General features: G+C 64.6%; 25 protein-coding genes. 12 read left to right on the top strand and 13 right to left on the bottom strand.

Annotation, left to right across the window (positions count from 1 at the left end):
- Positions 1 to 140: 140 nt before the first annotated feature.
- The 7 genes from ACTHNR_RS08945 to ACTHNR_RS08915 form a co-directional block, all read right to left on the bottom strand.
- Entirely contained in the window at positions 141 to 1,538 is a 1,398-nt protein-coding gene (locus ACTHNR_RS08945; protein ID WP_440547223.1) for an amino acid permease, read from the bottom strand.
- 191 nt (positions 1,539 to 1,729) lie between these two features.
- Positions 1,730 to 2,386 carry a response regulator transcription factor RqpR gene (rqpR, locus tag ACTHNR_RS08940; RefSeq protein ID WP_440547222.1) on the bottom strand — a complete coding sequence of 219 codons (657 nt, stop codon included), beginning with the start codon at positions 2,384 to 2,386 and terminating at the stop codon, positions 1,730 to 1,732.
- Between the two features lie 3 nt (positions 2,387 to 2,389).
- Positions 2,390 to 3,283: a sensor histidine kinase gene (locus tag ACTHNR_RS08935; protein ID WP_440547221.1), complete on the bottom strand. Its 894-nt coding sequence runs from the start codon at positions 3,281 to 3,283 to the stop codon at positions 2,390 to 2,392.
- A gap of 436 nt (positions 3,284 to 3,719) precedes the next feature.
- The gene (locus tag ACTHNR_RS08930; protein WP_440547220.1) at positions 3,720 to 4,490 is read right to left on the bottom strand and encodes a ferredoxin--NADP reductase; all 771 of its coding nucleotides are present in this window, start codon (positions 4,488 to 4,490) and stop codon (positions 3,720 to 3,722) included.
- 284 nt (positions 4,491 to 4,774) lie between these two features.
- Positions 4,775 to 5,416, bottom strand: coding sequence for a LysE family translocator (locus ACTHNR_RS08925; protein ID WP_440547219.1), 642 nt, complete (start codon positions 5,414 to 5,416; stop codon positions 4,775 to 4,777).
- A 50-nt stretch (positions 5,417 to 5,466) separates the two neighbouring features.
- Complete coding sequence (locus tag ACTHNR_RS08920) at positions 5,467 to 6,276, bottom strand: endonuclease/exonuclease/phosphatase family protein (protein WP_440547218.1); 810 nt, start codon at positions 6,274 to 6,276, stop codon at positions 5,467 to 5,469.
- Positions 6,277 to 6,304: 28 nt separating this feature from the next.
- The gene (locus tag ACTHNR_RS08915) at positions 6,305 to 6,919 is read right to left on the bottom strand and encodes a hypothetical protein (RefSeq protein WP_440547217.1); all 615 of its coding nucleotides are present in this window, start codon (positions 6,917 to 6,919) and stop codon (positions 6,305 to 6,307) included.
- A gap of 262 nt (positions 6,920 to 7,181) precedes the next feature.
- Between ACTHNR_RS08915 and ACTHNR_RS08910 the strand changes: the two genes are divergently transcribed.
- The 3 genes from ACTHNR_RS08910 to ACTHNR_RS08900 all read left to right on the top strand — a co-directional run bounded on the left by ACTHNR_RS08910 (position 7,182) and on the right by ACTHNR_RS08900 (position 9,997).
- Positions 7,182 to 8,159 (top strand): AAA family ATPase, encoded by a 978-nt coding sequence (locus ACTHNR_RS08910; RefSeq protein WP_440547216.1) that lies wholly within the window; start codon positions 7,182 to 7,184, stop codon positions 8,157 to 8,159.
- Positions 8,156 to 9,508, top strand: coding sequence for an FAD-dependent oxidoreductase (locus ACTHNR_RS08905; RefSeq protein WP_440547215.1), 1,353 nt, complete (start codon positions 8,156 to 8,158; stop codon positions 9,506 to 9,508). Before ACTHNR_RS08910 ends, ACTHNR_RS08905 begins: the two co-directional genes overlap by 4 nt.
- A 174-nt stretch (positions 9,509 to 9,682) precedes the next feature.
- The gene (locus tag ACTHNR_RS08900) at positions 9,683 to 9,997 is read left to right on the top strand and encodes a high-potential iron-sulfur protein (RefSeq protein ID WP_440547214.1); all 315 of its coding nucleotides are present in this window, start codon (positions 9,683 to 9,685) and stop codon (positions 9,995 to 9,997) included.
- A 102-nt stretch (positions 9,998 to 10,099) separates the two neighbouring features.
- Here the strand turns inward: ACTHNR_RS08900 and ACTHNR_RS08895 are convergent, their stop codons facing one another.
- Complete coding sequence (locus tag ACTHNR_RS08895; protein WP_440547213.1) at positions 10,100 to 10,801, bottom strand: dienelactone hydrolase family protein; 702 nt, start codon at positions 10,799 to 10,801, stop codon at positions 10,100 to 10,102.
- A gap of 273 nt (positions 10,802 to 11,074) precedes the next feature.
- Here ACTHNR_RS08895 and ACTHNR_RS08890 point away from each other — a divergent pair, with 273 nt between their 5' ends.
- Together ACTHNR_RS08890 and ACTHNR_RS08885 are read left to right on the top strand one after the other, a co-directional pair.
- On the top strand, positions 11,075 to 12,187 hold the full coding sequence (locus ACTHNR_RS08890; protein WP_440547212.1) for an NAD(P)H-dependent flavin oxidoreductase: 1,113 nt from the start codon (positions 11,075 to 11,077) through the stop codon (positions 12,185 to 12,187).
- Between the two features lie 455 nt (positions 12,188 to 12,642).
- Complete coding sequence (locus ACTHNR_RS08885) at positions 12,643 to 13,791, top strand: branched-chain amino acid ABC transporter substrate-binding protein (RefSeq protein WP_440547211.1); 1,149 nt, start codon at positions 12,643 to 12,645, stop codon at positions 13,789 to 13,791.
- 121 nt (positions 13,792 to 13,912) lie between these two features.
- On the opposite strand, the gene ACTHNR_RS08880 is transcribed toward ACTHNR_RS08885, so the two are convergent.
- Complete coding sequence (locus tag ACTHNR_RS08880; RefSeq protein WP_440547210.1) at positions 13,913 to 15,121, bottom strand: MFS transporter; 1,209 nt, start codon at positions 15,119 to 15,121, stop codon at positions 13,913 to 13,915.
- A gap of 166 nt (positions 15,122 to 15,287) precedes the next feature.
- Between ACTHNR_RS08880 and ACTHNR_RS08875 the strand changes: the two genes are divergently transcribed.
- The 3 genes from ACTHNR_RS08875 to ACTHNR_RS08865 all read left to right on the top strand — a co-directional run bounded on the left by ACTHNR_RS08875 (position 15,288) and on the right by ACTHNR_RS08865 (position 18,211).
- Positions 15,288 to 15,953 carry a HugZ family protein gene (locus tag ACTHNR_RS08875; RefSeq protein ID WP_440547209.1) on the top strand — a complete coding sequence of 222 codons (666 nt, stop codon included), beginning with the start codon at positions 15,288 to 15,290 and terminating at the stop codon, positions 15,951 to 15,953.
- A gap of 425 nt (positions 15,954 to 16,378) precedes the next feature.
- A complete protein-coding gene (locus ACTHNR_RS08870; protein WP_440547208.1) occupies positions 16,379 to 16,678 on the top strand; it encodes an H-NS histone family protein in 300 nt (99 codons plus the stop codon).
- Positions 16,679 to 17,011: 333 nt separating this feature from the next.
- On the top strand, positions 17,012 to 18,211 hold the full coding sequence (locus ACTHNR_RS08865) for a cation diffusion facilitator family transporter (RefSeq protein WP_440547207.1): 1,200 nt from the start codon (positions 17,012 to 17,014) through the stop codon (positions 18,209 to 18,211).
- A 105-nt stretch (positions 18,212 to 18,316) separates the two neighbouring features.
- On the opposite strand, the gene ACTHNR_RS08860 is transcribed toward ACTHNR_RS08865, so the two are convergent.
- The 3 genes from ACTHNR_RS08860 to ACTHNR_RS08850 all read right to left on the bottom strand — a co-directional run bounded on the left by ACTHNR_RS08860 (position 18,317) and on the right by ACTHNR_RS08850 (position 20,181).
- Positions 18,317 to 18,775, bottom strand: a complete 459-nt coding sequence (locus ACTHNR_RS08860) for an Lrp/AsnC family transcriptional regulator (protein ID WP_440547206.1) — start codon at positions 18,773 to 18,775, stop codon at positions 18,317 to 18,319.
- A 111-nt stretch (positions 18,776 to 18,886) separates the two neighbouring features.
- On the bottom strand, positions 18,887 to 19,540 hold the full coding sequence (locus tag ACTHNR_RS08855) for an exonuclease (protein WP_440547205.1): 654 nt from the start codon (positions 19,538 to 19,540) through the stop codon (positions 18,887 to 18,889).
- Positions 19,537 to 20,181: an MBL fold metallo-hydrolase gene (locus tag ACTHNR_RS08850; protein ID WP_440547204.1), complete on the bottom strand. Its 645-nt coding sequence runs from the start codon at positions 20,179 to 20,181 to the stop codon at positions 19,537 to 19,539. Before ACTHNR_RS08850 ends, ACTHNR_RS08855 begins: the two co-directional genes overlap by 4 nt.
- A 694-nt stretch (positions 20,182 to 20,875) precedes the next feature.
- Between ACTHNR_RS08850 and ACTHNR_RS08845 the strand changes: the two genes are divergently transcribed.
- Positions 20,876 to 21,469, top strand: coding sequence for a septal ring lytic transglycosylase RlpA family protein (locus ACTHNR_RS08845; protein ID WP_440547203.1), 594 nt, complete (start codon positions 20,876 to 20,878; stop codon positions 21,467 to 21,469).
- A 192-nt stretch (positions 21,470 to 21,661) separates the two neighbouring features.
- Here ACTHNR_RS08845 and rsmI read toward each other — a convergent pair whose 3' ends face one another.
- On the bottom strand, positions 21,662 to 22,543 hold the full coding sequence (gene rsmI / locus ACTHNR_RS08840) for a 16S rRNA (cytidine(1402)-2'-O)-methyltransferase (RefSeq protein WP_440547202.1): 882 nt from the start codon (positions 22,541 to 22,543) through the stop codon (positions 21,662 to 21,664).
- Between the two features lie 37 nt (positions 22,544 to 22,580).
- Between rsmI and ACTHNR_RS08835 the strand changes: the two genes are divergently transcribed.
- From ACTHNR_RS08835 to ACTHNR_RS08825, 3 genes are all read left to right on the top strand, one after another.
- On the top strand, positions 22,581 to 23,033 hold the full coding sequence (locus ACTHNR_RS08835) for a YraN family protein (protein WP_440547232.1): 453 nt from the start codon (positions 22,581 to 22,583) through the stop codon (positions 23,031 to 23,033).
- Between the two features lie 88 nt (positions 23,034 to 23,121).
- Positions 23,122 to 23,709, top strand: coding sequence for an SIS domain-containing protein (locus ACTHNR_RS08830; protein WP_440547201.1), 588 nt, complete (start codon positions 23,122 to 23,124; stop codon positions 23,707 to 23,709).
- A 20-nt stretch (positions 23,710 to 23,729) separates the two neighbouring features.
- A partial coding sequence (locus ACTHNR_RS08825; protein WP_440547200.1) for a BON domain-containing protein occupies positions 23,730 to 24,184 on the top strand: 455 nt, incomplete at its 3' end.

Raw genomic sequence — 24,184 nt, 5'->3', positions numbered from 1 at the left:
CATTCCGATGCACGCAAAGCGCGCAAAAGAAAACGGCATCGCGGTCGAAACCGGCGATGCCGTTGGTTGGGCGAGGCCCTAGCCGTGGGCGCGCGCTCGATGCGAGCGCGGCGCGCTGCCCGTTGGGGCGCTGCGCTGCGTCAGCGGGCGCCGACGGCCAGCAACGAACGCTTGCGCGAGTAGCCGAAGTAGACGACCAGACCGATCGCGAGCCAGGTCAGAAAGGCGGCCCAGGTGATCCATTGCAGATTGACCATGAGGAAAACGCACGCGGCGACGGCGGCCAGCGGCACGACGGGCACGCCCGGGCAGCGGAACGCGCGCGGCAGATGCGGGTGTGTGCGACGCAGCACGAGCACGGCGATCGACACCATCGAAAACGCGGCGAGCGTGCCGATGTTGATGAGTTCGGCCAGGACGTTCAGCGGCACGAGCGCGCCGATGAGGCCGAAGAAGATGCCGACGATCCACGTGGTCGTAAACGGCGTGGCGAAGCGCGGATGCACGCGCGAGAGCCGTTGCGGCAGCAGCCCGTCGCGCGACATCGCGAAAATGATGCGCGTTTGACCGTAGCTCATGACGAGAATGACCGTGAGCATGCCGAGCACGGCGCCCAAGTCGATGAAGCCGGCGACCCAGTTTTGCCCGGCCACTTGCAATGCGTAGGAGACGGGGTGCGAGACGTCGGCGAAGCGAGGCGACGGCACGATGCCCGTCACGACGGCCGCCACGGCCACGTAAAGCACCGCGCAGACGGCGAGCGAAGCGATGATGCCGATCGGCAGGTCGCGCTTGGGGTGCTTGACCTCTTCGGCCGCCGAGGAAACCGAATCGAAGCCGATGAACGCGAAGAACATCACGGCGGCCGCGCCGAACACGCCGTGCCAGCCGTTGGGCATGAACGGCCGCCAGTTCGCGGGCTGGACGTGGAACACGCCCACGGCGATGACGGCCAGCACGACCGCAACCTTGATCGCGACCATGGCGTTGTTCACGCGCGTGGACTCGCGCACGCCCACCGAGAGCAGCGTCGTGATCGCCATCGTCACGGCGAACGCCGGCAGGTTGAACAGCGTCGTCGCGCCCGCGACGGCGCCCGGCGCGGCGGTCAGGGCCGTGGGCAGCGTGATGCCGAAACCGGCGAGCAGCGATTGCAGATAGCCCGACCAGCCGACCGAGACAGCCGACGTGGCGAGCCCGTATTCGAGCATCAAATCCCAGCCGATGATCCACGCGGCGAGCTCGCCGAGCGTGGCATAGGAATAGGTGTAGATGGAACCCGCCACCGGGATGGTCGAGGCGAATTCCGCGTAGGCGAGCCCCGACAGCGCGCAGGCCACCGCGGCGATCAGAAACGCGATCATGAGCGCGGGGCCGGCTTGCACGGCGCCCGTGCCCGTCAACACGAAGATACCGGTGCCGATGATGGCGCCGATGCAGAGGAACGTGAGATCGAGCGCGCCGAGCGCCTTTTTCAAACCGGTGCGCTCGGCGCCGGCAATCATCTGCTCGACGTTTTTCTTGCGAAAGAGGGACATGGGGCGGGAGTCTCCTAGATGACGCACTGAAATGGTGCGAATCTGTGTACGGAAAAACCCTAGATTCTAGCCGATGTGGGCCGCGCGCCCCGCCCGGCCGAAAGGAATCAGAAAAGTCTTAGCGCCAAGATGGTGCACGGGCGGGGCGGTTGCGATTCGCGCCGCCCGTTCGTACCGCCCTCTTCGTTGCTTCACCCGGCCATGGCCGGATTGAGATCGACGAGCCGGTTGCTCATCACGTAAAAGGTGAGTTCGGCGTTGTTGCGCAGCTTCATCTTCTCGAGCAGCCGGGCGCGATAGACGCTGACCGTCTTCACCGAGAGCGAGAGCGCATGAGCGATGTCCGTCAACCGTTTGCCGGACGCGAGCATGCAAAGCGTCTGGTACTCGCGATCGGAGAGTTTTTCGTGCGGCAATTGGTCGCTGTCGAACGACACGTAATCGGCGAGCGCCTCGGCCAGCGCGGGGCTCACGTATTTGCGGCCCGCGGCCACCTGACGGATCGCTTCGATCATCTGCGCGGCCGTGACCGTCTTCGACAAGTAGCCCGCGGCGCCGGCCTTGAGCGAGCGAACGGCGTACTGGTCCTCGCGGTACATCGAGAACATCATGACGGGCGAGCGCGGCGCGCGGCGCTTCATTCGCTTGAGCACTTCCACCCCGTTCATGTCCGGGAGCGAAATGTCGAGCAAGACGATATCGAACGGCTCGTCGTCCAGGCTCGCGAGCGCCTGCGCGCCGGTTTCGGCCTCGACGACTTCCCGCGCCACACCATGATTGAGCAGCAACTGGCGCACGCCCTGGCGGACGATAGCGTGGTCATCGACAAGCAAGATCCGGAGCGTCATCGACTACCTCGCCGGCCGAATGCGTACGTTGCGCTCGCCGCGCCGTTCGCCGGCCGCATCTTGGTCGTGCGCCATGGCGGCCCAGAGGAAGTGAGCGCGCACGGTGGTGCCCGATTGGGTGGCGGCGGCGTCCGCTGCCGGCCATGCGCCGAGCCACGGCGTAGCGGGCGATTCGTCGCGCAGCCGCGAAGCAATCCGCAAGACCCCGCCGAATGCCTCGCAGCGCGCGCGCATGCCGGGCAAGCCGAAGCCGCGTGCGGCGGCGGAGCTTGGCGCGCCGGCGCGGCGTGCGCGCGGCGGCAGACCGCGCCCGTCGTCCTCGACGATCAGCGTCAGGCGTTTCGCATCGGTTTGGATACGCACGTCGGCGCGCGAAGCGTCCGCGTGCTTGGCGACATTGTTCAGCGCTTCCTGGGCCACGCGCATCACGGCGAGCGCGGCGTCGGGCGGCAATTGCGTCAGGCGGACGTCGGCGGCGCAGACGAAGCTCGTCGCGAGACCGGTGCGCTCGGCGAAAGAGCGCGTCCACTGCGCGAGCGAGGCGACGATACCGCCTTCCACGTCCGGCGCATGAAGCTCCTGAACGAGCCTTTGTCCCGCTTCGCAGGCGGCATCGAGCGATTGCTGCGCGAGGGCGAGCGCGGCGGCTACGGCGGCGGTGTCCGCGCCTTCGGCCAAGGCGTGCTGGACGTTGGCGAGCGCGAAGCGCGCCGCGGTCAGCTCCGCGCCAACGCCGTCGTGCAGTTCCCGAGCGAGATATCGCTTGATCGACTCGCGCGTCTGCGCGAGTTCCGCGGCGAGTTCGCGCAAACGTTGGTCGGCGCGGCCTTTCTCGCGAATGTCCGCGAGCGAGGCCGGCACAGCGGCCTCCAGCGGGACGACGATCGACCTATCCATGGATTCAGGGTTCCGAGCGGAAGGGGCCAGACGTTGATTCATCGCGAAGACACAATCTCAAATTTGTACGTCACGCGTCGGAAAAGACGACGCCCGGCGTAACGCAATTTACATCTGGTAACAACCCGGTCGAAGGCAAAACGTTTTCATTCGACCCTTCATTGGGGCGAATAATATCGCAAAATATGAAAAAAATCAGACTGGATGAACTCCGCAACGCGTGCGCAAGCCCGGATTGACAGGGTATGCGTTTTCGGATGTAGGAAAAATTCCTACGATGAAATGACGAAGAACGGCAGTCAAATGTAACAACCATGCCGCCAAAAACCGCCGCAGAAAAGCAAAAACCGGAGCGCTGGGCTCCGGTTTTCGTTGGGTGGCGCTTGCCGCCGGATGTCGCCGCGAGCAGCGCCCGCGCACGTTCCGACGGTGTCTTTTAGCCGACGAAGGCTTTTTCGACGACGTAGTGCCCCGGTTCGTTGTTGCTCCCTTCCTTGAAACCGAGGCTGTCGAGCAGCTCGCGCGTGTCGCGCAGCATGTGGGGGCTGCCGCAGAGCATGACGCGGTCGTTCTCGAGCGAGAACGGCGGCACATTCAGGTCTTCGAACAGCTTCTTCGTGTCGATGAGTTCGGTGATCCGGCCGCGATTGTGGAACGTCTCGCGCGTGACGGTCGGGTAGTAAATGAGCTTTTCGCGCACGATCTCGCCGATGTGCTCATGAGCCGGCAAGTGATCGGTGATGTATTCCTTGTAGGCCAATTCATCGACGAAGCGGCACGTGTGGGTCAGCACGACCTTCTCGTAGCGGTCGTAGACGTCCGGATCCTTGATGATCGACATGAACGGCGCGAGCCCCGTGCCGGTCGAGAGCAGCCAGAGCGTTTTGCCCGGCAGCAGGTTGTCGCACATGAGCGTGCCCGTCGGCTTCTTGCCGATGAGCACCTGATCGCCCACCTTCAAGTGCTGCAGCCGCGAGGTCAGCGGGCCGTCCTGCACCTTGATGCTCAAGAATTCGAGGTTTTCCTCGTAATTCGCACTGGCCATGCTGTAGGCGCGGATCAGCGGCTTGCCTTCGACTTCGAGCCCCACCATCGTGAATTGCCCGTATTCGAAGCGAAACGACGCATCGCGGGTGCAAGTGAAGCTAAAGAGCGTGTCGGTCCAGTGATGGACGGAAAGGACGGTTTGCGAGTTCAGATTGCTCATGGCTACGGTGAAAGTGCGAAGAGAGGGGCACCAAAGCGCTCGGCACACGAACGCTCCGGCCGGCGGGGCGAGGGGCGCGCGAAGGGCTGTCGCGATGCGTCCAAAGACGCTGAAAGCCGGGTATTTTAACGCGCCCGCAGCATTGCCGTGGCAGGCGGGTCTATGTCAATTCGGCATGCCTATATAACCGCACGGCACGAAAAGCGCTGCGGCAACGGCCGAAAACGACGCTTTTCGAGGCTTTGGGGGCGCGCGGCGAGCGTACGGCGGCGCGGCGAATCGGCTCAACGCTCGGCCACGAGCTTGGCCCCCAGGCCCACGAGCGCCGCGCCGCACAATGCGTCGATCGGCCGCCGCAGCTTGCGGTAGCCGCGCTGGGTGCGCTCGGTCGCGAACATGAACGCCACGCCGCAATACCAACTGGCCGAGAGCGAGCCGATCGTCGCGAAGACCGTGCCGTAGAACCAGAGCGGCGGGTGGGCGGGGAACATGGCGGCGAACACGCTCGTCCAGAACGCGCATGACTTCGGGTTCGTCGCGCAGGTGACGAAGCCCGAGCGGTAGGCGCGCAGCCAGGCCGCGGCGTCATGGGGCGCCGGCGCGGCGTCGTGCGCTTCATGCGGCGACGGACTGGGGCGCGCGCTCGAACGCAGCAGCTTCAGCCCGAAATACACGAGGTAGAGCGCGCCGGCGATCCGCACGCCCTCGTAGAGCCACTCGAGTTTTTGCAGCACCGCCGCGAGCCCAAGCATGGCAAGCGTCACCCAGAGCATGGAGGCGGTGCACACACCGAGCGCGGACGCGGCGCCCAGCCCGCGCCGGCCGGCCAGGGAAAGCTGCGTGACCATGAAGAAATTCGGCCCGGGGCTAGCCGCCGCGACGAGATAGATGACGGCGATCTGCAGCAGAATCGGCAAGTAATGCATCGCAGCGGGCACCGAAAAGGGAAACCGCTAATCTAGCGCAACTCGTCCAATCAGTCGCCGAGTTCGAGCCTGGCGATATAGGGAAGGTGGTCGGAAAGCCAGGCCGTCTCCTGCGTCGGCGGCACGCAGGCGACTGGCCGCAGGCCGCGCACGAACATCTTGTCGAGCGCGAGCGCAGGCGAAAACGCGGGGAACGTGCGCACCGGCTGCCCGAGCAGCGTCGACACCTCGGTCAACCCATGCTCCTTGAAAAGCGGGACCGAATCGTTGCGCCAGTCGTTGAAATCGCCGGCCAGCACGAGCGGCCCGTCCGGCGCCTCGCGGGCGATCCAATGGGCGATCCAGTGCATCTGGCGCAGCCGCGCCGCGCGGGTGAGCGCCAGATGCGCGCAGAGCAGCGTCACCGATTGCCCGGCGAAAGCGGCGCGCGCGACGAGCAGACCGCGCCGCTCGAACCGATGCGCGGAGATGTCCCAGCGTCCACCCAGATCGAGCGGATGCGGCGAGAGGATCGCGTTGCCATGGCGCCAGGAAGGCTTGAACACGTTCGGCCCCAGCGCGATGTCCAGATCGAGCGCATGCGCGATCTCGGTTGCCTGACATTGCCAGACATCGGCGAGCGGCTCGTGCACGGGCGTGCCGAAACTCGTGGCGAGCATCGGTCCGGGCATGCGCCGCGCCATCGCTTCCTGCAGAAAGTAAACGTCGGCGTGCGTCGATTCCACCCAGCGCTGCATGGCCTTCCAGGCCGTAAAGCCGAGCGGCGAACGCCCTTTGTGCAAATTCCAACTGACCGCGACGAACTCCTTTTTCTGGGAGTGAGTCGCACCTGCCTGCATGAGCTCTTCGGGGTTTCGCATGCCGCGTCGCTTCCGCTCTTTTCAATCGTTAATGAGACGTGACGCTCGCGTGGACGCGATAGACGAGTGTCGGATTCTTGTCGATCAGCGTCCAGGCGGCCCATTCGCCGATCGGCACGACCAGCCCCGGATGGCTCGCGGTGACCCGCCGCGGTTGCGGCGGCAGCTTACAGCCCTCGGGCGTGGCGGGCGCGGCGTCGTCCTCGATCGTCTCGTCGGCGTCGATAGCGAGCGTGACGCCGCTCACTTCGGCCGCGACGGGCGATACGGAGACCGTGCGTGCAAGATCGATGCCGCCTGCCGGGTTGTCCTTGCAGCCTACGCGGTGGGTGACCGGGTGATGATGGGTGGCGCTGAACGCCTGGCCGACCATGGTCGTGGACTCGAACGTGTCGATCGTCTGGCCGTCGCGCACGACATCGAGCTGCCATTTGACCGAGGGCGGCGTATCGTCGTCGCCGGAAGCGCCCGGTGCCGGCAGGGCGGGGGCGACCGGGGCCGACGCACCGCTCGTCGCGTCGCTGCCGGCGGCCGCCGCGGCGCCGGCCGATAGCGCGCTCGCCAGCGCGAGCGCGGCCAACGCGCCGATCACGCTGACGATTGCGCCGCCGAGCATGGCGGCGATGCGGGTGACACGCCTCATTGAACCCTTTCTCCTTACCGCTGACGAATGACGCGGCACGAGACGACAAGCGCCCATCTTACGCCTAACGATGCAGCGCTATGCGGCGGGGCTCATCCGCCACTATTAGCAGCACGAGGGCGGCGCTGCTGGCTTTTCGCATGGAACTTGCTTCGATACACTGAAACGACGATGAAGCGAACGATGCGCCGCCCCAGGCCGGACGCAGGCAGGACACCAGCAAACGGCGGGGCGCGCTCGGCAGTGGCATGCGAGGTGAGCGATGACGACGGCCGTGGTGAAGCAGGAAATCGCAGTGGCGTCGTTCAGCAAGGTTTACGACCTGGATCGGGTCGAGACGGCGCTGAACGAACTGGGAGAAAGCGCGAACGAGGCGCTGCGCGCGACCTACGAAAAAATGCTCAAGGTCGGCAATCTCCGGTTTTGCGTGAAGCCTAACCGCATGCCGTCGATCGATTCGCTGATCGACGCGCTGCCGAACTTCACCGAACCCCTCGAGGACGTACGCCGGCAGGTCGCCCTGTGCATCGAAACGGAAGACCGTCTCGAACTGATGCCGATCCTGTTGCTCGGCGATCCAGGCATCGGCAAGACCCATTTCGCCAAGGCGCTCGCCCGGCTGCTCGGCACCTCGCACCACTACGTCGCAATGAGTTCGCTGACGGCGGGGTGGATTTTGTCGGGCGCTTCATCGCAGTGGAAGAACGCCAAGCCCGGCAAGGTGTTCGAGACGCTGGTCAACGGCAGCTACGCGAACCCCGTGATGGTCGTCGACGAAATCGACAAAGCGAGCGGCGATTCGCAATACGATCCACTTGGCGCGCTGTATGCCCTGCTCGAGCACGAAACGGCGCAGACCTTCACCGACGAATTCGCCGAAGTCCCAATCAACGCGGGCCAGGTCATCTGGATCGCCACCGCGAATGACGAACGGGCGATACCCGAACCGATCTTGAGCCGTATGAGCATCTACGAGATCGCGCCTCCCGATCGCGACGGCGCCCGCCGCATCGCCCAGACGATCTACGAGGAGATTCGCGGGGCGCACAACTGGGGGCAGCGCTTCCCGGCGCGGCTGGCAGAAGATGCGCTCGACGCGCTCTCTCGCGCGTCGCCGCGCGACATGCGGCGCGCGCTTTTGCATGCGTTCGGCACGGCGCGCGTGGATGGGCGCGACGCCGTGCGCGCGGACGACATCCGCCCCGAACGCGGCGCCCGCCGACGACCGATCGGGTTTTGACGCGGGCGTCGACGCGTCCCCCGGCGTCAAGCCCAATCCTTCGGATCGCGCAGCAATCCGAACCCAGCCGGCGAGCGCGCCGCCGCGCGACGTACAATGCCCTCTATGCATCGACGCCGCCTGGCGCCGCGCGATGCGAGGGCAAGACGTTCCGGGCGCATGGCGCGCACTCACGACGCAGTCCCACCAAAGTTGCAAGCGGACGGAGAAGCGCGGCCCCCAAACGGGCCGCCGCGACAGACATGGATGAGATCGAATGTGTGGTGATCGGCGCGGGCGTGGTCGGTCTCGCGGTCGCGCGCGCCCTAGCGGAGCGCGGCAAAGAGGTGATCGTGCTGGAGGCGACCGAGGCGATCGGCACGGGCACGAGCTCGCGCAACAGCGAAGTCATTCACGCGGGCCTCTACTATCCTCGCGGTTCGCTCAAGGCGACGCTCTGTGTGCGCGGCCGGGACATGCTCTATGAATATTGCGCCGCGCGCGGCGTGCCGCACGAGCGCTGCGGCAAACTGCTCGTCGCGACGGCGCGCAACCAATTGCCGCAACTGGCCGCGATCGAAACGCGCGGCAAGGAGAACGGCGTTCTCGATCTGATTCGCTTGTCGGGCGCCGACGCGCACGAACTCGAACCGGCGCTGCAGTGCGAAGCGGCGGTGTTTTCGCCGCATACGGGCATCGTCGACAGCCATCAGCTCCTGCTCGCGCTGCAAGGCGACGCCGAGCGCGGCGGCGCCGTTTGCGCCTTCCATTCGCCGGTCGAATCGGTCGAGGCGCGCGCGGGGCGATTCACGGTGACGGTGGGGGGCGCGACGCCGACCACGCTGTCGGCCGCGTGCGTCGTCAACAGCGCCGGGCTGCACGCCAATGCGCTGGCCCGCAAGATACGAGGGCTCGACGCGCGCCACGTGCCGCCGCTTTACCTCGCGCGCGGCAGCTATTTCAGCGTGTCCGGCCGCGCGCCGTTTTCGCGCCTCATTTACCCGATGCCGAACGAAGCGGGGCTCGGCGTGCACTTGACGCTCGACCTAGGCGGACAGGCGCGTTTCGGCCCGGATGTCGAATGGGTCGATTCGATCAACTACGACGTCGATCCGCGTCGCGCCGATGCGTTTTATGCAGCGATCCGCGAATACTGGCCCGAGCTGCCGGACGATGCGCTGCAGCCGGCCTACGCGGGCATTCGTCCCAAGCTGTCGGGGCCCGGCGAACCCGCGGCCGATTTCGTCATTCAAGGGCCGGCCGCTCACGGCGTGCGCGGCCTCGTCAACCTGTTCGGCATCGAATCGCCGGGGCTCACGGCTTCCCTTGCGATCGCGCAGCGCGTGTGCGAGCTTGCCGGGCGAGCTTGACGATGAGAGCGGACATCACGCGTGCCAGGCGCGTTGCGCGCGAATCCGATCCGGCGGCGCGGACTTATTCACGACATTTGGCCGGCCGGGGTGCGCGGGACCCACTTCATTGCTATGCTTGCCCACTGCTGCCGTAGAGCAGCGGTGAGCAGGCCCATATAAAGGAGAGTCCCCATGCAATCGTCCCGTCGCACGTTTTTGATTACCAGTCTGGGCGCCGCCTCCGCGCTCGCGCTGGGTTCGCGCCAGGCCCTGGCCGATGCGCCGAAGGTCGCGGAAAACGATCCGACCGCCGTCGCGCTTGGCTACAAGATGGATGCGACCAAGGTCGACAAGGCGAAGTATGCGAAGTACGCCGCTGGCCAAGAGTGCAGCAACTGCCAATTCTTCCAAGGCAAGCCGACTGACGCATTCGCACCGTGTCCGATGTTCGGCGGCAAGCAAGTTTCCGGCAAGGGCTGGTGCAGCGCCTATTCGAAGAAGGCGTAAAGGCATCGCGCTCGTCGCGCCGCGGCCCTTGCCGGCCGGCGCGCGAGCCACTGAGCGCGCCGGCCGATCAGGCCGCCGCGCCTCTCCAATACCCCATTGTCTTTACAGCACCGAAGCGAGGAACGACAGCGTGCGCCCGTGCGCGAGCGCCGAGGCATGCTGGTTGTAGGCGCCGCGGTCTGAACAATTGAAACCGTGTTCGACGCCCGGATAGTCGAAGAACTGCACGTCCGAGCGTCCCGCAAAGCGTTGTTTGACCTGTGCCACCGCCGTTTGCGGGATCGATCCGTCGTGCTCCGCGTAATGGAACACCATCGGTGCGCGGACATTCGCCGCTTCGTCCAATTTGTTCTGAATCCCGCCGCCATAGTAGGCAACGGCCGCATCGACGCTGCCGCGCGCGGCCATCAAGTAAGCGAGCTGACCGCCGAAGCAGAAACCGACCGCGCCCACCTTGCCGGCCGTTTCGGGCTGCGCGCGCAGCGTCGCCGCCGCCGCGCCGAGATCGGCCACGGTTTTCTCGACATCGGTCGATTTGAGCAGGGCGAGGGCCTTGTCGCGGTCGGCGCCCTCGTAGCGCAGCTCGACGCGCCGCTCGCTGCGCCAGAAGATATCGGGCGCGAGCGCGACATAGCCCGCGAGCGCGTACTGCTCGGCCACCGATTGGATATGCGCGTTCACGCCGAAAATCTCTTGCACGATGATGACGCCGGGGCCCTTGCCCGCGCGCGGCAGCGCCAGATAGCCGTCGTAGCGCTCGCCGCCGCCGGCATCGATCTCGATCCATCGCGTGGGTACACTCATTCGCCACCTCTTCCGAAAAGTCGTAGGGCCGCCAGTTTGGCACCGATGAGAAAGCGCTGCTTGAACAGACCGGTCTTGCCCATCATCGAATGGGAACGATTCGATCTCGATAATTCATTTTTCGCGGCCAAAGCGCGGGCGTAGAGTGAGCGCATCCGCGCCGGTGCGCAAACGTTGCGCGAGCGTCGCCCCCGCCGCGCAGCCTGGCAGCCGCATCGGAAGTCCTTGATCTAATTGACGTCTCCCAGTTTTCGAGGCGTCCGGAGCCTACCCATGAGCACGAACACGACCGCCGCCTCCACCCCGTTCGCCCGGCGTTTCGGCTTACGCCTGCCGCTCGTCCAGGCGCCGATGGTGGGCGCGACGACACCGGCTCTCGTGGCGGCGGCGAGCCAAGCCGGCGCGCTCGGCAGCCTCGGCGCGGGGGCGATGACGCCTGAAAAGATCGCCGCCGAAGTGGCGGAAATTCGCGCGGCGACCCCTCGCCCGTTCGGCATCAACCTCTTCGTGCTGGGCCCGGCCGCGGCCGACGACGCCACGGTGCGCCGCGCGCTGGCCGCGATCGATCCGCTGCGCGCCGAACTGGGCCTGCCGCCGGGGCGCGCGCCCGAGCGGTATGCGCCCGCGTTTCGCGACCAGCTCGATCAAGTCATCGCGTTGCGCGTGCCCGTCGTCAGTTTCACGTTCGGCGTGCTCGATGCGGCGGACGTCGCCCGGCTCAAGGCGGCGGGCAGCTACGTGATCGGCACGGCGACGCACGTGGCGGAGGGCCTGGCCTGGCGCGATGCCGGCGCCGACGCCGTGTGCGCGCAAGGTAGCGAAGCAGGCGGACACCGCGGCACCTTTATCGACGCCGACCGAAACCCGCTCGTCGGCACCATGGCGCTCGTTCCGCAACTCGTCAATGCGCTCGATATTCCGGTGCTGGCGGCCGGCGGCATCATGGACGGACGCGGCATTGCCGCCGCCCTCGCACTGGGCGCCCAAGCCGCGCAGCTCGGCACAGCCTTTCTCACGTGCGCCGAAAGCGCTGCCGTGCAAGATTGGAGAAGGCGGCTCGCGGCCAGCACGGACACGGACATGGCGGTGACGCGCGCGATCACGGGCCGCTATGCGCGCGGCATACGCAACACGCTCATGAACCGGCTCGAGGCCGAACCCGAGCGCGTGGCGCCGTATCCCGTGCAAAACGCGTTGACGCAAGAGCTGCGTCAAGCGGCGGCGCGAGCCGACCGCGGCGATTATCTTTCGCTCTGGGCGGGACAAGGCGCGCCGCTCCTGCGTGGCCGGCGCGCGGGCTGCGGCGCCGCCGAGCTTATCGACGCGCTCGCTGCCGAATGGCATGCGGCTTCCGAACGGGTTTCTCGATCCATCGCAGTGGAATAACCGGTCTACGGAACGTCGTATTACCGGTTCGGGCTTGGCGTGACTGAATGCCGTTTGTATGCCGAACTCAGGATTATTTTTGATCTCGATCAACGCGTCGGCGCGCTTTCATGACAATTGGATGGAGTGTCACGCGCAGTGGACGGTACACGGGGTCTGCTCGGAAACCCGCATGCGCACTGCGTTTGCGGGCAGGGCGCCCGAATTCATCAGGCTATTTTCGCTGTGCGCGCTATTAGTAGTCATCCCAGTTTCTCAAAAAAGTCCCCAACTTTAATTTGTTGCCCTACACTTGCGCGCAGCACGAAGGCGTGGCTTGTCACGAACAAGCAGGCTGGCGTGCCCAACCAAGTGCATGACGATGCATCCGGCGTAATTGCCCCTTCGACACAGACAAGAGGAAGGCGGGGATTAGGGTGATCACGTCGTTTTTGGGACCGAAACCGGAGACTTACATGAATAGCAAGATGCAAAAACTGTTGCCGATCAGCGCGGCTGCAATGATGTTCGCGACGATGGCAACGGGCGCCGTGGCAGACGAAGTCGTCAAGATCGGTCACGTCGCGCCGTTGACGGGCCAAATCGCCCACCTCGGCAAGGATAACGAAAACGGCGCTCGCCTCGCCGTCGAGGAAATCAACAAGAAGGGCCTGACGATCGGCGGCCAGAAGATCACGCTGCAACTGGACGCGCAAGACGACGCGGCTGACCCGCGTACGGCTACGCAGGTTGCGCAGAAGCTCGTCGACGACAAGGTTGTCGCCGTCGTGGGCCACTTGAACTCCGGTACGACGATCCCGGCTTCGAAGATCTACAGCGATGCAGGCATCGTTCAGATTTCGCCGTCGGCAACGAACCCGCAATACACGCTGCAAGGCTTCAAGACGACGTTCCGCGTCGTGGCGACGGATGCGCAGCAAGGCCCGGCTCTCGCGAACTACGCGGCTAAGACGCTGAACCTGAAGAAGGTCGCGGTCGTCGACGACGCAACGGCTTACGGTCAAGGTTTGGCGAACGAATTCGAAAAGACGGCCAAGTCGCTCGGCATGCAAGTCGTGTCGCATGACGCGACGAACGACAAGGCAGTCGACTTCCGCGCCATTCTGACGAAGATCAAGGGCGAAAACCCCGACGCCATCATGTACGGCGGCATGGACGCCACGGGCGGCCCGTTCGCCAAGCAAGCCAAGCAGCTCGGCATCAAGGCGAAGATCCTCGCGGGTGACGGCGTGTGTACCGACCAGCTGGCCACGCTGGCCGGCGACGCGACGGACAACATCGTGTGCTCGGAAGCAGGCCGTTCGCTCGAGAAGATGGGCAAGGCCGGCGAAGAGTTCCAAGCGAAGTTCCAGAAGCGTTTCGGCGTGCCGATCCAGATCTACGCGCCGTTCACGTATGACGCCGTGTACATCATCGTCGACGCGATGAAGCGTGCGAACTCGGTCGATCCGGCGAAGATCCTGGCAGCGATGCCCGCGACGGACTACAAGGGCGTGATCGGCGAAACGACGTTCGATTCGCACGGCGACCTGAAGCACGGCGTGATCTCGCTGTACAACTACAAGGCTGGCAAGAAGTCGCTGCTGAACGAAGTGGCGATGTAATCGGCTAGAGCCTGACGGATCGAAGCAATGGCCGGCCGCCGAGGCTGGCCAGCGTTTCGACAGGACGCAGGGGCGCGTACGCTTGGAGCGTGCGCGCCCCTTTGTATTGGCGGGCCATGCGTTAGACGCCCAGGCGTTTGAGCACACGCGGCCCGATTACCGCGACGAGCGCCGCGCACAGCGCCACGACGGCCAGGCCGATCGATAGATTCGCTACCTGCGCCACTCCGCCTATCAGGACGGGCCCGAACAGCAGCCCGACATAGGCGATGCTCGCCACATGGGCGAGCCCTTCCGCGGCGTGAATGCCCTTCACGCGCATGGCCGCCGCGAACAGTACCGGCATCATGTTGGCAAGGCCGATGCCCATCATCGCAAAGCCGATCAGCGCCGTGACCGAGAACGGCAGCACGAGCGCCGCGACCATTCCGGCGAACGCGATCGACCCGCTTGCAAACACGAGCTGCACCGCGCCGAACCGCGCGCGTACGACGTCGCCCGCGAAGCGCCCGGCGGCCATCGCGCCGGTAAAAGCCGCGTAGCCCGCGCTCGCGAACGCCGGCGTCGAGCGCACGACGTCGCGCATGTAGACGGCGGCCCAGTCGTACATCGCCCCTTCTGCGATCAAGGCGATCAACGCCACCGCGCCGAGCGCCCATAGCACGGGCGAGCGCCAGCGGCTGGCGCGAGCGCCGCCGTGATGACTCTCCGTGTGCGGGATATGCGGCAGAACAGCCGGACACGCGACGACGAGTACGACCACGCACACCAGCGCCGCGAGCAGCATATGCACGGCGCTGGCCATGCCGTGCGACAACGCGAGGCCGCCGATGCCCGCGCCGATCATCCCGCCGAGGCTGAACATGCCGTGCAGCGAAGACATGATTGGCCGCCCGAGCGCTTGTTCGACGGCACTGGCTTCCGCGTTCATCGCGACATCCATCGTGGCCATGCCCGCACCGAACGCGGCGAGCACGGGCAGGAGCAGCGCATAAGTGGGCATGGCCAGAATGAGCGCCATACTGGCCGACATGACGAGGCCGCCCACGAGACAAGCGCGCCGCGTGCCGGCGCGCGCAATCCATTTTGCGTTCGCGACCGTGGCCGCGATCGAGCCGCCCGTCAGCACGAACAGCGCGACGGACAGCATGGCCGGATCGAGCTGGAATTTGTCCCGCACCGTGGGCACATGCACCCCCCACGACGCGTACGCCATGCCGGCGATGAAAAACAGCGCCATGGTGGCGAAACGCGCACGCTCGCGCGCGGCCGGGGCGAGATTGCCGTGAGCGGTGGGAATGGGCGACGGCGACGAAGTGGTTTGCGTCACGGAACGAATGCAAAAACTCGAAAAAGGGCGCGAACTCGCGCAAACCGGCTAAGCAGCCGCGCGAATAAACGCTACGATGAATGAAAAAGCGAAGCGCCGATTTTAGCGGAGGCGCTTACATCGCGCTGACAAGCCAAAGCGCATGAGACCAAAAGGAAAACGACCGATGAATATCTCCGCACACGCGCCGCTGCACTTATTGCATCGCAAGCCGATCGGCGCATTGGCCACCCATTCACGCGAACCGCTCGGCTTCCCGTATCCCACCGCGCTGCCGTTCGCGCTCGATGCTCAGCACCGGCCTGTCGTGCTGGTGAGCCGTTTGGCCGAGCACGCGCGCAATCTGGAGATCGATCGGCGGGCCGGCTTTCTCGTCGTCGATACGCCGCCGGGCGACGACGTGCTCAACGGAGAGCGACTAACGCTGCTCGGGCAATTCGTGCCGGGCGGGCTGGAACCGGCGCTCGTTCGACGTTATCTGCGCTATCACCCCGATGCGGAGCGGTACCTCGCGCTCGGCGATTTTTCTTTTCGCGTGCTCGAAATCGAGCGTATGCGCTACATCGGAGGATTCGGCGCAATGGGATGGCTCGACGCGGCCGAACTCGATCCGCTAGAGCCACTGTCCGACGAGGATGAAACGGCGCTGATCGATTACTTCGATCGGCACATCGGCCGGCCGGCGCAGGTGCGATTGGCGGGCGTCGATCGATATGGCGCCGATTTGAAAGTGGACGGTCAGCGCCGCCGCCACGCGTTCGATTCGGCGAAGAGCGAAATGCCCGAACTGGAACGCGCGCTGGCGCAGTGCATTGCCGAACAGGCCAAATAGTGGCTACCGTCATGTACTAATAGGGAAAACGAGGGGAGCATCCGGCCTGCCGGACTCAGATCAGGGCGGCGATATTGAGCGGTGTGCCGGAAAAACCGCGCTGGTGCGTTATCCTTTCATTCCATGAAAACTTTATCTCGAATATGTCGAATCGGTTTCATGCGTTGAAAGTTGTGTTCTCAGTTCGTTCTCATTGCGCTGGAAATATGAGATGCACTTGCATTGGGTAATTTGAGATCCGGCTGATCGGTGACGAATGAGTGAAACAAATCAGTGAGAATCTTTTTCGGTGAAGGTGTTTTCGGGCTTTTCGTTCGCTTGTCTTTTGTGCTAATCTCGCTTCCGAAATATCCGAGGCACCACGCATTCTGATGGCAATACCCGGCATGAGATCGGCGCCATTTTTCGAAACCACAAGGGAACGTATGTCTTCTTACAAGGAACTTCTCGCCCAACGAGAGAAGCTGGAGAAGCAGATCGAAGAGGCGAAGGCGAAGGAATACGCCGAAGTGCTGAACGAGATCAAACAAAAGATGGCTGACTACGGCATTACGCTGGCCGAACTCGGCGGCGGCCGCGGTAAAAATGCGAAGGCCGGCCGCCCCCGTGCCGGCGTGGCGCCGAAGTATCGCGACCCCGCGAGCGGCAATACGTGGTCGGGCCGTGGCAAGCCGCCGCGTTGGATCGCCGGGCAAGATCGCGATCAGTTCCTGATTCAAAAGTAATAGGCAATAGGCCGAACGGATGGCGGTCGGCGCTTAAGCGCCGGCGCCATTGCCGTCATTGCCATTTGCCTTTGCAGATCGGAACATCAATGAGAACCGCTAACCCGTCGGGGTTCGCGGTTTTTATTTGTCTAATGAAAACATTCGGGCCCGGCTCGCGCAGTGCAATGCAAGAAGGGCAGTTGTGGACGAGACGCGAAATAAGAATACGTCGCGTTCTCATAAGCTCATGATTTGAAAGAAGAAACGGTGTAGTTGTCACAGCGCGGACGCGCCTTGCTTGGTAGAATCGAAAAAAAACACGACACGTTACCAAGCCGCCTACCGTTTCCGATGCACGCTCATCCCGCCGAACACGATTCCGCCGAAAAACATGCCGTCGCGCGCAAGAGCACCTTTGCGAGCGTCGTGGTCAACCTCGTCCTGATGACGTTGCAGATCGTGATCGGGATCTTCGCGCATTCGCAGGCGTTGATCGCCGACGGGGTGCATTCGCTGGCCGATCTCATCTCGGATTTCATCGTGCTGATCGCCAATCGCGCGAGCGCCGAGAAGCCGGATGCCGATCACAACTACGGCCACGCCCGCTACGAAACGGTGGCGTCGCTGTTCCTCGGCGGCCTGCTGGTTGCGGTGGGCATCGGCATGCTTTGGCGCGCCGGCACGCGGCTCGCGAACGTCGACAACATCCCGGCGGTCCATGTGAGCGCGCTGGCGGTGGCCGTGCTCGTGCTCGTCTGCAAGGAAGGGCTCTTTCGCTACATGCTGCGCCACGCCCAGCGCGTGCGTTCGGCCATGCTGATCGCGAACGCGTGGCATGCTCGCTCCGACGCCGCGTCGTCGCTCGTGGTGGCCGTGGGCATCGTCGGCAGCCTGTTCGGCGCCCGCTTGCTCGATCCGATCGCCGCGGCGATCGTCGGCTTCCTCGTCGCGCGCATGGGCTGGGTATTCGGCTGGGACGCCTTGCAGGACCTATCGGACCGCGCACTCGACGAAACCGCCACGGCCGACATTCGCAAGCTCTTGCTGGGCACGGCCGGCGTGCGCGACGTGCACGAACTGCGCACGCGCAAGACGGGCGATCTCGCGCTCGTCGACGCTCATATCCTGGTCGATCCGCTCATCTCCGTTTCGGAGGGGCACTACATTGCCGAATCGGCGCGCGCCAGCGTCATGACCGATAAGCGCGTGCTCGACGCCTTGATTCACGTCGACCCGGAAAACGACGCTGTCTCGCATCCGCCGGCCCGTTTGCCGACGCGCGTGGCCGTGGCCGCGCTCGTCGACGCCGAATTGACGAAGTACGGCGTGCGAGCCGCGGGGCTGAACGTTCACTATCTGAGTTCGGGACTAGACGTCGACATCACCTTGGCAGCCGACCCGCTGGCCGACCGCGTGCACGATGCGGAGTTGATCAACCGGATCGACCTGGCGGCGCTCAAGACGAAGCTTGGGGCCCGCAACGTGACGCTTCAGCGGCAAATCTCGTCGTCGACGGCCGATGTCGGCGCTCGCGCGCCGAAGCATGCGTGAAGGCGGGCGGCGGAAGGCGCCGACTAGTTCGGTCGCTCGAATCGTCCGCCTGGCTTAACGGCCTGAACGATCCGGATACGGATAGTCGGAACCACTCGCGTCTCGTTAAAGCGGCAACTGCGTGTCGAATTTGATTTCGCGCAGCACCACGCTCGTGCGGACCTGCGCGACGGCGGGAATCTTGAAGATGCGCTCGTGCAGAAACGAATCGTAGGCTTTGATGTCTGGCGCGACGATTTTCAGGATGTAATCGGCTTCGCCCGTGGTGCTGTAGCACTCCGTTACTTCGGCGCAGGTCGAGATCTCGCGTTCGAATTGTTCGACGCCGCCTTCGGTATGCCGAGTGAGATGGATATGGGCGAGCGCGCAGACGTGGAGCCCGAGCTTTTCGCGATCGAGCAGCGCCGTGTAGCGCTGAATGACGCCCGACTGCTCCATGTCCTTGATTCGCCGCCAGCACGGCGTGCTCGATAGCCCGACTTGGTCGGAAATTTCCTGCACCGAGCGTCGCGCATCGAGCTGAAGCAGGCGCAGGATTTTTTGAGAAAACGTATCGAGTGACATCCGCGCCTCCGCGTTATTGACGGCAGCCTTGATTGCGACAGCCGTTGCGTCCGATATTAGTGGCGGAAGAAACAAAAGGCAATCGAATGGCGGATGAAGGAGGGATTTTCCCTAATTTGGCGGGCTCTCGGCGTCGTTTTGCCCTATGCCTTTGGCGTCGGCTTCCTCGCTGCTGGCTTTGGCCTCGGCTGCGGTGGCCGAGGCCTGCTGCATGAAGCGCAAGTCCTTCAGCATGTTGCAAAAGAGGGCGCCTTGCTCGATCGCATCGTCGAGCGCCACGTGCGTATGCGGATGTTCATCGAACCAATGCTTCGGCATGCGCGGCTTGATGTTTTTGCGATAGGGCAGGCCGGTCATGGCGAAGGCGAGCGTCTTGATATCGAGCGCCGACCAGGAAAACGGGCAGCGCCCCGTGAAACGCATCATGTACCAAAACATGAACGTGAAATCAAAGCCCGCCGGCATGCCGACGAACACCGGTTTGCCGGGCAACGCCTCGACCCATTCGACGTAGGCGACGAGCGCCTCCTCGGGCTGGCGCAAATCCGCGCGGCACGCGGCCCACGCCTCGGGCTGCGTCTTCCACCAAGCCTCTTGCACCGGGTGGGCCTTCGCGCCGGGCAGCGTTTCGAGATTTGCCGAGAACGTGCCGATCAGCTGCTTGTCCTCGGTGTAGACCGCCGACGCGAAACTGAGCATGGAGTGCGGGCCGGGGATCGGGCCATCGGCCTCGATGTCGGTGCTGACGTAAATTTCGGCGGTCACGCGCTCACTCCGTCGGCAACGTAGGGGTTCGTGCGGCGTTCCTCGCCGAACGTCGAAGTCGGGCCGTGGCCGGGGACGAATGTGATGTCGTCGCCGAGCGGCCAGAGCTTCGTCCGGATCGAGCGGATCAGATCGGCGTGATTGCCGCGTGGGAAATCGGTGCGGCCGATCGAACCGGCGAATAGAACGTCGCCGACGAACGCCACGCGGTGCTTCGCGCTGACGAACACGATGTGGCCGGGCGTGTGACCGGGGCAGTGATAGACGTCGAGCGTTTCCTCGCCGAACTGCACCGTATCGCCGTCCGTCAGCCAACGATCGGGCTCGAATGCTTCGGCATGGCCGAAGCCGAACCGCACGCTTTGGCTGGGCAACTGATCGATCCAGAAGCGCTCGTCCTCCTGCGGTCCTTCGATCGGCACGCCGTAGTGCGCGGCAATCGCTTTCGCACCGGCGCAATGATCGACGTGGCCATGCGTGAGCAGAACCTTTTCAACGGTGGCGCCGTGTTCCGCGACTGCACGCTCGATCAATTCGAGATCGCCGCCCGGATCGACGATGGCCGCGCGCTGCGTCGCCTCGCAGATGACGAGCGAACAGTTTTGCTGGAACGGCGTGACGGGGATGACATAGACCTTCATGTTCGGTGAGTCTCGGGGTGAGCGTTCGATGCGGTGGTGAGCGCGAAACGATTGAGGCGCATTCCATTCGGGCAGCGCGGAAAAGAAGGATGGTACCAGCCGCCCCATGGCGGCGCTGCTCGGCCGAATGGCCTATCGGCAATGTCCATTGTTGCGCCGATAGATCGAATCAATGACGTCCGCCACCGCCGCAAGCAGATTGCCGTGATTTTCTGCTACAATGCGTCAGCACTATGCGCAGGGAGAGTCCTGCGCCGCTCTACGAGCGATCCGGCCCTTGCGTGGAACTCGCGCCCGCCGGTCGCTGTCATCTGAAGTTCGAAGTCGCGTTTGCGGCTTCTCTCCGTGTCGACGAAGTTCGATGCACACGTCTTGCCCAGCCAGGCGCCGCGCGCCTGAGGCGGCCTTCGGCCGTCACGTTGGGCAGGCCAACGCCGCCGTTCCTGGCGCCTGCGGGCGCGCGAGAACGTGGTAGCCATGTTCGATGGCGGCGTGTGGGGTCTGGTTGCTGCCGGGGACAGCCGCCAGACGTGAACACCAACCGGGCAGCACGCAGCCGAACTGGGCTGCAGCCGAGTATCGTACCGCCGCACGCGCTTCGAGCGCGGGTGTCGTCATGTGCTCGCTTGCCCGAGCCGTATCGCCATGCGAAATGCTGGGTGCGCTGCGGCTCGACAGATTGGCTAAACGTCATATGAAACATCGATTGTGTCGATCGCTGGGGATGCTTTTTGTCGCCGGCGCCTTCACGGGCTGTGCAGTGCAGCCGACAGCGACCCAGACCGGGAGCGCAAGCAACATTCCCGCAGCGGCGCAAGCAGCGGGCGCACCCCTCGCATTCGGGGGCGTAGCGGCGCCTGTCGGCAACGGGAAGGACAAATCGCTCTCGAGCGCGAAGCCCATCGACGACAACACGCCGGACGTTTCCGACTTCAAGCAAGTCGGTCGCGCCTCGTGGTATGGGCGGCACTTCGTGGGCCGCAAGACGGCCAGCGGCGAGCGTTACGACATGAACGCGATGACGGCGGCGCACAAGACGCTGCCGCTCGCTGCCTATGTGCGCGTGACGAACACGTCCAACAACAAGTCCGTCGTGGTGAAGATCAACGATCGCGGGCCTTATGTGCGCGGGCGGATCATCGATTTGTCGTACGCCGCGGCGAAGGTGCTGGGCTTGGCTCATGCCGGTACGGCTCGCGTGCAGATCGAAGGGCTGTCGCAGGAAGAAGCGCGTGCGGCACGCGGAGAAATGCTGGCGAGCAATGGTTCGAAGGGCGGGGATAACTGAGGTTTATCCGCCGTGGTTCGCGGCAGCGATGGTTGATGGAAGACAGCGCCTGATGGGCGCTGTTTTTGTTTCGGTGAGAACATTCAGGAGTACTAAATGACTTCGGCTCTGCGTCAGGCGTTTCGTCACCTCAAAAGGTGAAGCTATTCGGGACTACTAACTAAATCTCGATATGACGAACGCTGCTGCCTCTCAACCCTCGCCCTTCGACAACTCCAACGCCCGCGAATAGAGCACGTTGCGCGACGCTCCCGTGATCGACGCCGCGAGCCGAGCCGCCGTACTGACCGACACTTCTTCAAGCAGCAACGCGAGCAGCGCGTCATGCGCCGTCTCGTCTTCCTCTTGCTTAGCCTGTGCGCCTTGAACGACGAGCACGAACTCCCCGCGTTGCCGGTTCGGATCGGCGGCAAGCCACGTTGGCCCTTCGGCTAGGGTGCATCGATGAATCGCCTCATGTAATTTCGTCAATTCGCGTGCAATGAGCAGTTGCCGGTCGCCGCCGAGCGAATCGGCCAGCGCTTGCACGGTTTCGACGATCCGGTGGGGCGCTTCGTAGAAGACCATCGCATGCGGGTGGGCCACGAGCGGCTGCAAGTAGGCCGCGCGCTGTTTGGCCTTCGTCGGCATGAAGCCGAGAAACGAGAACGTGCCGACGAAGTCGCCGGCGGCGGACACGGCTGTCGTCACGGCGCTTGCGCCTGGCAGCGGCACGACGGCGAAGCCGGCTTCGCGTACGGCGTCAACGAGCTTTGCGCCCGGGTCCGACACGCTGGGCGTGCCGGCGTCGGACACATAGGCCACACGTTCGCCCGCGCGCAGGCATTGCACGACGCGTGCCGCGGCTTCGCGCTCGTTGTGCTCGTGCACGGCCAGGAGCGGCTTCGAGATGCCGTAGAGCCCGAGCAACTGCCCCGTATTGCGCGTGTCTTCGGCCGCGATGCGATCGACGAGACCGAGCACGTGCAGCGCGCGCAGCGTGATGTCGGCGGCGTTGCCGATCGGCGTTGCAAGGACATAGAGCGTGGCGGAAGGGTACTGCTGCCGCTGCGCGAGATCGAGGAGGTCGGACATGAAGCGAGAAACGCGGACGAGCGAAGGAAGGCCGTCATTGTGCCACGCGCGGCGGGGGACGCCGGCGCGGGGGCGAACGCCGCGGCACGCCAACGGGGGCGGCGCCGAAGGCGGGGACAACTTTTCCGGGCGGGGTGGGTCGAAACGCATCGGAGCCGAATTCGAGGCGTTGGCGCTCGATTACCTGCGGCGGCAGCGGTTGCGGCTCTTGGCACGCAACGTCACCTGCCGGGGCGGGGAGATCGACCTCGTCATGCGGGACCGGGACGGCTCCATGGTGTTCGTCGAAGTGCGCGCGCGGGCGGGCTCCCGCTATGGCGGGGCGGCGGCGAGCATCGGCGTGCACAAGCGGCAGCGCATTCTCTTGGCCGCGCGGTATTTTTTGGCGGGGCGCGGCGGGGATACCGGCCCGTGCCGCTTCGATGCCGTCGTGTTCGAAGGGCGGCGGCTTGTGTGGCTGCGGGACGCCTTTCGCGAGGACGGCAGTTAAAAGGCGGGAAGGGCGGGGTGAGTACGGTAAACTTGCCCGCTGACGAGAAACGGCCGCGTATCGACGGGGCCGGCAGAATAGAGAACCGATGTCAGTCGAACGAATTCAACAGCATTTTCGCGAAAGCGCCGCCCTGAAGCTCGAGGCGCTCGACGCGCTATCGATGCCGATTGCCGCGGCCATCGACACGATGTTCGGCGCGGTCGCGAACGGCAGCCGAGTGTTCGCGTGCGGCAACGGCGCGGGCGCGGCCGACGCGCAGCGCTTTGCCGCGCAGCTGATCGCGAGCTTCGAGCGCGAGCGCCCGAGCCTGCCGGCGATCGCACTCACGGCCGATTCCGCCGTGTTGACGGCGCTGAGCGCCGGCGGTGGATTCGATTCCGTCTACGCGAAGCAGATTCGCGCGTTGGGCCATGCCGGCGACGTGCTGCTCGTGATTGCATCGGGCGGCGACGAGCCGAATTTGCTCCAAGCTATTGCGGAAGCGCACGAGCGCGAGATGTTCGTGATTGCGTTGACGGGCGGCGATGGCGGCAAGGTGAGCGAAGCGCTGGCCGACACCGATATCCAAATTTGCGTGCCGTCGCAGCGGGCGGCGCGTGTTCATGAAGTGCACTTGTTGGCTATTCACTGCCTGTGCGACGGCATCGATGCCATGTTGCTCGGCGAAGATTGACTTCGAAGGGGAGTTCGTTGATGAGGGCAGATCGCGTCATGAAGACGCTGGTGCGGAGCACGCTGGCGGCAGCGACGGCGGCGGCATTGGTGGCGTCGTTGCAAGGATGTGTGCTGGCGGTGGCCGGCGCGGCGGGCGGTAGCGCGTTGATGGCGACCGATCGCCGCACGCTCGGCACGCAAACCGAGGATCGCGAGATCCAGGTGAAGGCGTATTCGCAGATCGCGAACGAACTGGGCGATGCAACGCATGTGGACGTGACGGTGTTCAACCGGCGTGCGCTGCTCACGGGTGAGGTGCCGACCGCGGCTGCCAAGCAGCGTGCGGAAGAGATTACGCGCGGGGTGGGGAATGTCGAGGCGATCGTGAACGAGCTCGTTATCGGGCCGAAGACGGAGTTTTCCGTTCGGGCGAACGATTCGTACCTCGTCACGCGCGTGAAGACGATGCTGATTGCCGAGAAGGGCATTTCGGC

It is taken from the genome of Trinickia sp. (assembly GCF_051954495.1).
Lineage (GTDB): Bacteria > Pseudomonadota > Gammaproteobacteria > Burkholderiales > Burkholderiaceae > Trinickia.
This window is presented reverse-complemented; position numbering and strand designations above follow the sequence as displayed.